The sequence below is a fragment of the Ruegeria sp. CDSA020 genome (genome assembly GCF_059612345.1).
In genome coordinates this window covers 53,913-65,515 of sequence record NZ_JBXWQK010000002.1, presented here as the reverse complement: position 1 = coordinate 65,515, position 11,603 = coordinate 53,913, and the positions used below count along the sequence as shown (strand labels likewise).

At 56.7% G+C, this 11,603-nt stretch carries 7 protein-coding genes; all 7 read left to right on the top strand.

What is annotated here, in order from left to right; translation table 11 throughout:
• Positions 1-114: 114 nt before the first annotated feature.
• A complete protein-coding gene (locus AC2FJW_RS03295; RefSeq protein WP_496749200.1) occupies positions 115-1,044 on the top strand; it encodes a sugar phosphate isomerase/epimerase family protein in 930 nt (309 codons plus the stop codon).
• Positions 1,025-2,434, top strand: coding sequence for an aldehyde dehydrogenase family protein (locus AC2FJW_RS03290; RefSeq protein ID WP_496749199.1), 1,410 nt, complete (start codon positions 1,025-1,027; stop codon positions 2,432-2,434). The genes AC2FJW_RS03295 and AC2FJW_RS03290 overlap by 20 nt, the downstream gene beginning before the upstream one ends.
• Complete coding sequence (locus AC2FJW_RS03285; RefSeq protein ID WP_496749198.1) at positions 2,434-4,215, top strand: thiamine pyrophosphate-binding protein; 1,782 nt, start codon at positions 2,434-2,436, stop codon at positions 4,213-4,215. The genes AC2FJW_RS03290 and AC2FJW_RS03285 overlap by 1 nt, the downstream gene beginning before the upstream one ends.
• A 282-nt stretch (positions 4,216-4,497) precedes the next feature.
• Positions 4,498-5,379 (top strand): LysR family transcriptional regulator, encoded by an 882-nt coding sequence (locus tag AC2FJW_RS03280; protein WP_142640095.1) that lies wholly within the window; start codon positions 4,498-4,500, stop codon positions 5,377-5,379.
• Positions 5,380-5,464: 85 nt separating this feature from the next.
• Entirely contained in the window at positions 5,465-7,168 is a 1,704-nt protein-coding gene (locus tag AC2FJW_RS03275; protein ID WP_496749197.1) for an NAD(P)H-dependent oxidoreductase subunit E, read from the top strand.
• A 13-nt stretch (positions 7,169-7,181) separates the two neighbouring features.
• Positions 7,182-9,965 (top strand): formate dehydrogenase subunit alpha, encoded by a 2,784-nt coding sequence (fdhF, locus tag AC2FJW_RS03270; protein ID WP_496749196.1) that lies wholly within the window; start codon positions 7,182-7,184, stop codon positions 9,963-9,965.
• A 312-nt stretch (positions 9,966-10,277) separates the two neighbouring features.
• Positions 10,278-11,210 carry a LytTR family DNA-binding domain-containing protein gene (locus AC2FJW_RS03265; RefSeq protein WP_496749195.1) on the top strand — a complete coding sequence of 311 codons (933 nt, stop codon included), beginning with the start codon at positions 10,278-10,280 and terminating at the stop codon, positions 11,208-11,210.
• Positions 11,211-11,603: the final 393 nt, after the last annotated feature.

The window sequence follows — 11,603 nt, the reverse complement described above, 5'->3', positions numbered from 1 at the left end:
CCGACCGGGAGCCCGTCCGGTGGTTTCAGTTTAAGCCGCGTCGCTAAGAGTTGATATTTTAAAAAATATCAGATATTTTTTACTAAGTATGATGAAAATTAGATTCGCAGACGTATGGAGCTGTCGTTCATGGTGAAACCCGAAGAGGCCGGCTCATGCCCCTCTCTCTATTCCTTGGCGCATCTGACGCTGATCGGCTGCACGCCGCCCGAGCTAGTCTACATTGCTGCCCGGGCCGGTTACGATGCCGTCAGCCCGCGTTTCATTCCGATGCATGTGCCCGGTGAGTTTACTCAATCCCCGATCGACAGGGCACAGGTGCAGGCCACCAAAACCGCTCTTTCTACTACGGGTTTGAAAGTTCTTGATGTCGAGCTTGCGCGCATCACCGAAGATGTCGACCCGCGCAGTTTTGAACCCTCTTTGGAAATAGGCGGAGAGCTTGGTGCAAAGCGCATGATCATGAGCGCGTGGACCAACACCCGTGATGATCGCGACTTCCTGATTGACGTCTATTCCGAGACCTGCGAACTGGCCGCGCCCTACGGGCTGACGGTCGATCTGGAGTTCCCCAGCTTTTCACGCCTGCGTACACTGGACGAGGCGCTGGATATTGTCCGCGCCTCCGATCAGCCGAATGGCGGTATTCTGGTCGATACGCTTTATCTGCACCTAAGTCGGGTGGATCTGGGAGAACTGCTGCACGTCCCTTCGGACCTGTTTCACTTTCTGCATATCTCTGACTGTCTACCAGGCATCGCGGATACGCGTGAGGGCATGATCCAACTGGCCCGCGATGCGCGGCTTTATCCCGGTGAAGGTTGGATTGATTTCACCGGCGTCATCGAGCGGATGCCCCCTGTCGACTATTCCATTGAACTGCCCAACCAAAGCCGCGTGGCCGAGTTGGGATACGAAGAGCACGCGCGTCGCTGTCTGAGCCACGCCAAGCGAACATTCGGTGAGGCGCGATCTCAGCGCCGCATGCCCAATGCAGCAATTCTAAAACACCAAGAGGATCATCATGGGCAAAGAGCTCACTGAAGACGACCGCCGACTGGCGGCTGATATGTTGGAACGTGCCCGCGCGGCCATGGCCAAAATCGAGGATTGGGAACAGGACAGGCTGGACCGTCTGTCTCAGGCCATAGCGTGGTACGCGGGGAACGAAAAAACCTTTACGCGATTGGCTCAGCAGGGGGTGGACGAAAGCGGCATTGGTGACCGCGAAGGACGCCCTGCAAAGCGGTTCAAAATACACATGGTACTGCGCGATGTCCTGCGCACCCCGTCGACTGGGATCGTCGAGGTTGATGAGGAAAAAGGCCTGGTGAAATACGCCAAGCCTGCGGGTGTGATCGCATCCCTGATCCCAATGACAAACCCGGCGATGACACCACCGGTGACCGGTGTTTCCGCCGCTAACGCCCGTAATGCGGTCATCTTCAGCCCGCATCCACGCACAGCAGTCACGACCTATGAAATGGTCGAGGTTATGCGCGCAGCCTGTCGAGCAGCAGGAGCCCCGGAAGACTTGTTCCAATCGATCCGCAAACCTTCGATCCCTCTTACCCAGCACCTGATGGAGATTTGTGATCTGACGCTGGCAACAGGTGGGAAGCCGATGGTTAAAGCGGCCTATAGTTCAGGGCGTCCGGCTTACGGTGTCGGCGCAGGCAATTCGTCTATCGTCATTGATGAAACTGCGGATCTGGATATCGCTGCCCAAAATACACGGATTTCAAAGACGTCTGACTTTGGGTCTGGTTGTTCGGCAGATGGCAACATTATCATCCAGCGCTCGGTTTACGATGATATGGTCAAGGCGCTTGAAGCCGAAGGTGGTTATCTTTGTTCTGGCGTAGAGAAGGCCATGCTCGAAGCGGCCATGTGGGATGAAAAGGGTAACCGTACGTTCCCGACCATCGCCTGTCCGCCTCAGCAAACGGCCAAAGTCGCCGGTTTTAACATCCCAGAAGATCGCAAGTTTCTGATGGTTGAAAATCAGGGGCAAATCGGGCCGCAGCATAAGTTCTCCAAGGAAAAACTGACCACGCTGATGGCGCTATATCACTTCGACACATTCGATGACGCGCTGGAAACGGTCAGCCAGATCTATAACACCGGAGGTAAGGGCCATTCCTGCGGGATTTATAGCCATAATGACGATCACATCGACCGGTTGGCGCGTCTGGCTCCGGTCAGCCGCATGATGGTTCGACAGCCTCAGTCCAAGGCCAACGCTGGTGCTTGGACCAATGGCATGCCTATGACCAGCAGCCTCGGCTGCGGCATCTGGGGCGGGAACATCACCAATGAAAACGTCACCATGAAACATATGATGAACTACACTTGGGTCAGTCGTCCTACGCCTGAGGATCGCCCCTCGGAGCCGGAGCTGTTCGGTGAGTTCTACGGACAGGAGGTCGCGTGATGGACGGAGCGAAACTGGAAAGCAAAACCGTTGCCGAACATATCGTTGACTTTTTCGAACGCCGTGAGGTCAAGCACGTATTCGGCCTGTGCGGGCACACGAATATCGCGGTTCTGGCCGCGCTGGCGGAAAGTCCCATTGATTTCGTAACTGTGCGGCACGAACAGATCGCCAGCCACGCGGCGGACGCTTACGCGCGCGTGACGGGCAAGGCTTCGGTGGTGTTGTCCCATCTCTCCCCGGGACTAACTAATTGCGCCACCGGGGTCGCCAATGCGGCGTTGGATTGTATCCCCATGGTCGTGATCGCGGGTGACATTCCTACGCATTACTATGGCAAGCATCCGCATCAGGAGGTTAACCTGCACGCGGACGCTGCCCAGTGGGAGATTTATCGCCCCTTTGTCAAACGCGCCTGGCGGGTGGACCGCGCAGACCTGATGGCTGAGATACTGGAGAAGGCGTTCCATCTGGCCGAAAGTGGCCAGCCCGGGCCGGTGCTGGTCAATGTCCCTATGGACATTTTTTCAGAGGTGATCCCCGCGGACAGTTTCGACCGTATCCGCGACAACACGCGCGCGCTCAAGAAACCGTCGATTGACGACGAGACAGCGCGCGAGATTGTCGAAGCGTTGGCTAAAGCCGAAAACCCAGTCGCATATGTAGGAGGTGGTATCCTACTGGCACAGGCCAGCGAGGAACTGCGCGAGTTCGTTGAACACATGGGACTGCCCGTCGCGCATTCCTTGATGGGTAAAGGCGCCCTGCGGGACGACCATCCGCTTGTTTTGGGAATGACCGGGTTTTGGGGCACCGAGTTGGTTAATCAGTCTTGCCTGAACGCGGACTACATCTTTGCCGTGGGAACACGGTTCAAAGAGGCTGATTGTTCAAGTTGGTACCCTGGCTACACGTTCAATATTCCCGGATCGAAGGTCATTCATATCGACATCGAACCGCAAGAGATCGGCCGGAACTATCCAACCGAGATCGGCGTTGTTGCGGATGCCAAGGCTGCGTTGCGCGTCCTCAGCCGGGTTGCCCGCAAAATGTATCCGGGCGGTTTCAAGCGCCCCGCCGTTGAACAAAAGATTGCTGATTTCCGGATGGGCTTCAAAGCACGCAATGTGGAAATGGCCACCTCATCAGCGTTTCCGATGATGCCCGAGCGTATTCTGGCAGATACCCGCAAGGCACTGCCCGAGGATGCCATCATCACAACGGATGTCGGATGGAATAAGAACGGCGTCGGACAACAATTCGATATCCTGACACCCGGTTCGATCCTGACCCCAGGTGGTTTTGCTACAATGGGTTTTGGCCCTCCGGGCGCGATCGGCGCGAAGCTGGCAGCACCTGATCGTGTGGTGATCAGCCTGGTTGGTGATGGTGGTTTCGGCCAAAACCCGTCGATGCTTGCGACTGCGGTCGAGCTTGATCTGGGTATCATCTGGCTGGTTATGAACAACAACGCCTTCGGCACGATCGCAGGTCTTCAGAAGGCGCATTACGGTTTGACCTATGGTACAACCTTCCCAGGGTCGGCCGAAGCGCCGGCCAACGGACCGGGTTATGCAGAAATTGCACGGGCCTACGGCGCAGAGGGGCACAGGCTGGGCGCTGCTGACGAGCTGTTGCCCGCATTGGAAGCGGCGATAGCCAGCGGTAAACCCACTGTTCTTGATGTCCCAATGATCAATAACCCGACACCAACGACCGGACATTGGAACATCTTGGACATATACTCACCAGACAAAGATGTATCCCACGTTGCGACGTGAAAAGCCTGTTCGAGGAATGCCTCACCGGGGGTGTGCCTCGAACAGGCCTGCAGTGGTTTCATTCTCGCAGAGGTGAGCGAAGAAAAATCAAACAGCATCACCAGTAGCGGGCTACAAAAAGAGGAACACCTCCAAAGCGCCGGGGTCCTTCAAACATTGCGTGGCAACGTTTGGCGCATGATGTTGAATGCGGAGTTGAGGGGCCGGGTTTAACTCCTGCTTTCCTCATCCCAAGGAATTCCGCTAGTGTCGGCACCGACCTGATATGAGTGATGCCGCCACATGATCGAAATCCGCGACCTGCAACTGCTCAGCGCTTTGGCGCGGCACCGGCATTTTGCAAAGGCAGCCGAGGAATGCGGGATTTCCCAGCCTGCGTTTTCAATGCGTATTCGCAACCTAGAGGATCGGTTGGGCGTGTCCATCGTCCGCCGCGCCAACCGGTTTCAGGGCCTGACCGAAGAGGGCGAGATGATCGTCCAGCGGGCGCGGCGCATTCTGGACGACACCAAGGCCTTGGAACAGCAGGTGCAGGCGGCAAAGGGGGAAATCACGGGGACTCTGATACTGGGCGTGATCCCGACCGCAATCGCCTTTACGGGCCGGTTGATCAAGCGTCTGCAGCAGGCGCATCCGCGCATCATCACTCGGATCGAAACGATGTCGGCTACGGCCATTCAACATCGGCTGGACGAAGGCAGTCTGGATGCGGGCATCACATATGGCGACAGTATCGGCACCGATTTGCGGCAGGTACAGTCGCTGTATGAAGAAACCTATGTCCTGTTGATCCCGTCTCATATGACAGACGAAACGGGGCCAATTCCCTGGGCGCGGGTCGCCGAATTTCCGGTCAGCCTACTTGAACCGCAGATGCAGAACCGCCGCATATTAGACCGGATTTTCGCCGAACAGGGCCTGCATCCTCATGTGGTCGCGGAAACCAGCGGGTTCACTGCCTCAATGGTTATGGCGCGTGAGGGATTGGCGGCCACAGTGGTGCCACGCGTGTTGGTACGGGCGTTGGGGGATCTGAAGGGAACAAAGGTTCTGCCTTTGGTCGATCCGGTGGTCAGCAAACCTATCTGTCTGGCGACCTTGACACGCGATCCGGAACTGCCAACGGTTGGAGCGTTGCGCGCGGTGGTGACGTCTTTGCGGTGATAAGGTGTCGTTATCGTGCGATTGAAATATGCGATTTGACGATATGCTAGTCTGATGAGACACGGGGCCTGAATCGGAGGGCATCATGGCACCATTAGATACCAAGCCATCAGGCGCACCCAAGGGCGTCTGGAAGTCAGGTAAAGGCAAGGGGCGGCACACGCCCAAAGGCCGTCAGTTCACGGATGAGGCACAGGCCGAGATCACGCGCCTGCTGGGCGATCGTCCCCGCCGCCGCGACCTGCTGATCGAATTTCTGCATCTGATTCAGGATGCGCATGGCCATATCAGCGCCGATCATATTGCTGCGCTGGCCGTCGAGATGCGCATCGGTCAGGCCGAGATCTACGAGACCGCCACCTTCTATGCCCATTTCGATGTGGTGAAAGAGGATGAAACACCGCCCCCCTCGCTGACCATCCGCGTCTGCGATTCCCTGTCCTGCGAAATGGCCGGTGCCCAGCAGTTGCAAAAGGCGTTGGAAGACGGTCTTGATCCTTCCAACGTCCGTGTCCTGCGTGCGCCTTGCATGGGTCGTTGCGATACTGCGCCTGTGCTGGAGATCGGGCATAACCATATCGACCATGCCACCCCTGAAAAGGTGCAGGCTGCGATTGCTGCGGATGATACCCACGCCCATTTGCCCGCCTATGAAACCTTTGCGGCATATGAAGCAAACGGCGGCTATGCCAAGCTGAAAGAGCTGCGCGAGAGCGGTGATTGGGAGAAAGTACAGGAAGACATCCTGTCCTCGGGCTTGCGCGGTCTGGGTGGTGCTGGCTTCCCGTCCGGCAAGAAATGGGGCTTCGTTCGCATGAACGAAGGCACCCGCTATCTGGCCGTGAATGGCGATGAAGGCGAGCCTGGCACGTTCAAAGATCGCTACTACCTCGAGCGCACGCCGCATGTCTTCCTTGAAGGCATGCTGATAGCTGCCTGGGCGGTAGAGGCCGAGACCTGCTTTATCTACATGCGCGATGAATATCCGGCGGTGCTGGAAATTCTACGCCGCGAGATTGCCGAGCTGGAACAAGCTGGCCTGGTTGAAAAGGGATATATCGATCTGCGCCGGGGTGCCGGTGCCTATATATGCGGCGAAGAATCCGCGATGATCGAGTCGATCGAAGGCAAGAAAGGCTTGCCGCGTCACCGGCCTCCGTTTGTGGCGCAGGTTGGGGTCTTTAACCGTCCGACCTTGGTGCACAATGTCGAGACGCTCTATTGGGTGTCGAAAATCTGCCGCGAAGGGCCGCAGATTCTGAACTCTGTCGAAAAAAATGGTCGCAAGGGCCTGCGCAGCTATTCAATCTCGGGGCGGGTGGCCAAGCCGGGTGTTTACCTGCTGCCGGCGGGTTCGACCATTTTGGACGTGATTGAGGCCGCTGGTGGCATGGTCGAAGGGCAGACTTTCAAGGCGTATCAGCCCGGCGGTCCATCCTCGGGTCTGCTGCCTGCGTCGATGGACGATATCCCATTGGATTTTGACACGCTGCAGCCACATGGCACCTTTATCGGATCCGCCGCCGTGGTGGTTCTGTCCGATCAGGACACTGCCCGCGATGCGGCGCTGAACATGCTGCGGTTCTTCGAAGATGAAAGCTGTGGCCAGTGCACGCCCTGCCGGGCGGGCTGCGAAAAGGCGGTTAAGCTGATGCAGGCTGACACGTGGGACCAGGATTTACTGGAAGACCTGTGTCAGGTCATGGGCGATGCCTCGATCTGCGGTCTGGGGCAGGCGGCCCCGAACCCGATCCGCTTGGTCATGAAACACTTCGCTGACGAAATCTGAGGGAGACAGAGCCATGCTTGATGCAAGCCCAACCAAGACCGTCACCTTCAATCTGAACGGCGATGACGTCACCGTGCCCGAGGGCACCACGATCTGGGACGCGGCCAACGGCCAAGGCCTGATCATCCCGCACCTGTGTCACAAACCTGCACCGGGTTACACACCAGACGGCAACTGCCGCGCCTGTATGGTCGAGGTCGAGGGGGAGCGTACTCTGGTCGCCTCGTGCATCCGCCCCGCCGCCGAGGGCATGGTGGTCAAGACCGACAGCGACCGGGCCGAGAAATCGCGCGCAATGGTCATGGAACTGCTGGTAGCTGATCAGCCTGAGGTCGCGCATGATGCTTCGAGCCATTTCTGGGATATGGCCGCGCTGAACGATGTCAGCGACAGCCGGTTCCCGGCCAAAGAGCCTGGGAAAATCCCGTTGCTGGATGACAGCCATATCGCGATGCGGGTTAATCTGGATGCTTGCATCAACTGCAACCTCTGCGTCCGGGCCTGCCGGGATGTGCAGGTCAATGATGTGATCGGGATGGCCGGGCGTGGTCACACTGCGCAGGTGGTGTTCGATCAGAACGACCCGATGGGCGATTCTACTTGTGTAGCCTGTGGTGAATGCGTTCAGGCCTGTCCGACCGGTGCATTGATGCCAGCCACTGTGTTGGACGAAAAGCAGCAGGGCGACAGCAAGGATTATGATTCCGAGACCGAAAGCGTCTGCCCGTTCTGCGGCGTCGGCTGCAAGGTCTCGCTGAAGGTCAAGGACGGCAAGGTCAAGTATGTAGAGGGCATCAACGGCCCGGCCAACGAAGGCCGCTTGTGCGTCAAAGGCCGCTTTGGGTTCGACTATATCCACCACCCACACCGCCTGACCAAGCCGCTAATCCGGCGCGAGGATGCGCCCGCCAAGGGGCTGAATGTCGATCCTTCGAACCTGTCGACCCATTTCCGCGAAGCGACCTGGGAAGAGGCGATGGACCTGGCGTCCTCCAGACTGAAGGCGCTGCGCGACCAGGACCCACGCAATGTCGCGGGCTTTGGCTCGGCCAAATGCACCAACGAAGAAGCATATCTGTTCCAGAAGTTTATTCGTCAGGGATTTGGGCACAACAATGTCGACCACTGCACGCGTCTGTGCCACGCCTCATCGGTGGCGGCGCTGATTGAAAACGTCGGTTCGGGTGCTGTGACCGCAACCTTTAACGAGATCGAAAACGCGGATGTGGCCATCATCATCGGGGCCAACCCGATTGAGAATCACCCCGTTGCGGCGACCTATTTCAAGCAGTTCACCAAGCGCGGCGGCAAGTTGATTGTGATGGACCCGCGCGGCGTTGGCATGCGCAAGTTCGCTGATGAGATGTTGCAATTCCGCCCGGGTGCCGATGTCTCGATGCTGAACGCGATCATGAACGTGATCGTCGAGGAAGAGCTGTATGACAGCCAGTACATCCACCGCTGGACCGAGAACTGGGAGGCCGAGAAGGAACACCTGCGCGCCTTCACCCCCGAAGCGATGGCGCCGATCTGCGGTATCGAACCTGATCAGCTGCGCCGCGTGGCGCGCATCTTTGCACAGGCCAAGGCCGGGCTTATTTTCTGGGGTATGGGTGTCAGTCAGCATATCCACGGCACCGACAATTCGCGATGCCTTATCTCGCTGGCGTTGATGACCGGCAACGTTGGTAAACCCGGCGCGGGCCTGCACCCGCTGCGCGGTCAGAACAATGTGCAGGGCGCGTCGGACGCCGGCCTGATCCCGATGTTCCTGCCCGATTACAAGACGGTGACCGATGACAACATCCGGGCACAGTTCACCTCCGTCTGGGGGTCTGAGGATTTCTCGAATGAAAAAGGCCTGACCGTCACTGAAATCATCGATCAAGCATATGCGGGCAATATCAAGGGCATGTATATTCAGGGTGAAAACCCAGCCATGTCCGACCCCGATGTAGGCCACGCGCGGGACGCGCTGGCCAAGCTGGAGTTGATGATCGTGCAGGACATCTTCCTGACCGAAACGGCGAACTACGCCGACATCATCCTGCCTGCCTCGGCGCTGTATGAAAAGAACGGCACCGTGTCGAACACCAATCGTCAGGTACAACGAGTGCGCCCAGCTGTGGCGCCTCCGGGTGAGGCGCGCGAGGATTGGAAAATCACCGTCGAACTTGCGCAGCGCATCGGCCTGAACTGGTCTTATTCGGATGTGTCCGAAGTGTTTGCCGAGATGAAGCTGACGATGGAGTCTCTCGACAACATCACCTGGGAGCGGCTGGAGACCGAAACAATCACCTACCCGTCGCTGTCTGAGACCGATCCGGGCCAAGCGATTGTGTTTGGTGATGGCTTCCCTCGTGCCGATGGGCGGGCCAAGTTCACTCCTGCCAGTGTGATCCAGCCGGATGAAGCGCCGGATGAGGAATATCCGATGATCGCCACCACGGGTCGTCAGCTTGAACATTGGCACACAGGGTCAATGACCCGCCGGGCCACGGTGCTGGATGCGGTTGAACCAGAGGCCAACTGTTCGATGAACCCGCGCCAGTTGAAGCTGATGGGAATTGAACCGGGCGAGACCATTCGCCTGACCACCCGTCGAGGCTCGATCGAGATCATGGTGCGTGCCGACCGGGCGATTGCAGAGGACATGGTGTTCATCCCCTTTGCCTATGTTGAGGCGGCGGCGAATATCCTGACCAACTCGGCCATCGACCCTTATGGTAAAATCCCTGAGTTCAAATTCTCAGCCATTCGCGTTGAAAAGATCGAAGACGCAATCGCGGCTGAGTAAGAGTGTCGGAGTAGAATTTTTGAGGGCGGCCTTGCGAGGTCGCCCTTTTAGGTTTCCGCTACGTCAACGCGGAAATAGGCATTTCCCACTCAGCTTTGCGCCATTTGCGCCATATTTCTCTGGTTTCAGCAATTTTGAGCCTAAGAAAACGCCACCAAAGCACCCATTTTGCGGTCGTCAGGTTAGGTATTGATTGGGTTTGGAAACGAAATTGGGGAACCGATTGCGCAGGGCCCGAACCTGTGGGCAGTCGGGCCTAGGCGCCGAAGCCGAAATAGATGGTAGTAGTGCGATCAGAGCAACAAGGGCTGAATGAAACCGCAAGACGTGTATAACGATTTGAAACAGGCTGAGCTTTCGTTTGTCGTATTGCCGGGTATGTCGGTTGATGCGATCCTGAGCGAAGTCCTTAGTTTTTTCCTGTCCAGAAACTTCCTGATGTTTCTGCCTGCTTTGATGCTGCTGCTCATTGGTGCGACGCCGTCATTGTTTGCTGAACCGCTAAACGGGCTGGGGCGCACGATCTATTGGATGTGCGGATTGCTGGGGTATATGGGTTCGGTGGTGCTGATGTTGCTTTTTGAGGCATTCTGCAGCCGATATCTGGGCATCAAACGGTTTTTCACCCCGCTGACATGTTTTCCCATTGCGTATGGGGCGATGAAGTTTGCCCAATTCGCAACGACAATGGTTTTCAGTACATTTCTGTCTTTCAGCTTTGAAAACTCGCCGCTTTTGCTGCCTCAGTACTTTCTCGTCGTTGGAATTGAAGTGATCGTAATCGTTTGGGTTTTTCCACCTTATCTGGCCCGCCTGCGCGCCGGCGATCCGCAACCCGAGGACGAGCCGGATAGCAGAGTGGAATCCCGTGTTCCTGTGGCCAATGGTTTAGTGTCCGCCAATGGGCAAAACTTTTTGGCCAAGGATATCTTGTTCGTTCAGGCTCAGCAGCACTATGTCACCCTGCGTGTAGATGAAAAAGAAGTGCTGGTGCGTTCAACGTTCAAAGGCATCCTATCGCAAATGCCAGAATGCTACGGCCTACAGGTGCATCGGTCCTTTTGGGTTGCCAATCGGTGTGTGGATATTGCTAAAAGCCTGAATGAAGTCGGATATCTGGTTCTGGGCTGCGGCAAAAAGATCGCCATCGCCCGTAGCCGGCACGGCGCCGTGCGTGATTGGCTGTCCGAGATGGCGTCAGCGGAAAGCCCGGCAACAGTCAAAGCTTCACCACAACAAACCTGACATCGTTCGGCAGAAACATCCGGCTTATCGGTTCGTTTAGATAATCCACCTTCCCATCTCTACTGGGTACAGAATACGCAGTGGATGGGAAGGTGGGCAGTTCAATATTTTTAGTAATGAAAAGACTTGAATTTTGATCTTTTGCTTTCCCCGATTTTGAGTTTTTCCCCCTCTATAATCAGGTCGTACTGGTCAACAAGTCACTCGATAAAGGCGCCGCAAAACCAGGCGCTGCCTTCTTTTCCCGCATAGGCACGGACCCGGCAATGAAATTGGTACGAAATGTCAAAAATTCGAAACGAACGGCAATGAAAATTCGTGTCGCACGAAATGAATAGAGCGACTTGTGCATTCGCTGTCATGTTAAGAAGTTGATAGTAAAGGGGTTAATGA

Excerpts from the sequence above, each read along its gene's own strand:
- AC2FJW_RS03280 (WP_142640095.1), top strand. The coding sequence starts at position 4,498 with ATGATCGAAATCCGCGACCTGCAACTGCTCAGCGCTTTGGCGCGGCAC.
- AC2FJW_RS03265 (WP_496749195.1), top strand. The coding sequence starts at position 10,278 with ATGAAACCGCAAGACGTGTATAACGATTTGAAACAGGCTGAGCTTTCG.
- AC2FJW_RS03285 (WP_496749198.1), top strand. The coding sequence starts at position 2,434 with ATGGACGGAGCGAAACTGGAAAGCAAAACCGTTGCCGAACATATCGTT.
- fdhF (WP_496749196.1), top strand. The coding sequence starts at position 7,182 with ATGCTTGATGCAAGCCCAACCAAGACCGTCACCTTCAATCTGAACGGC.
- AC2FJW_RS03275 (WP_496749197.1), top strand. The coding sequence starts at position 5,465 with ATGGCACCATTAGATACCAAGCCATCAGGCGCACCCAAGGGCGTCTGG.
- AC2FJW_RS03295 (WP_496749200.1), top strand. The coding sequence starts at position 115 with ATGGAGCTGTCGTTCATGGTGAAACCCGAAGAGGCCGGCTCATGCCCC.
- AC2FJW_RS03290 (WP_496749199.1), top strand. The coding sequence starts at position 1,025 with ATGGGCAAAGAGCTCACTGAAGACGACCGCCGACTGGCGGCTGATATG.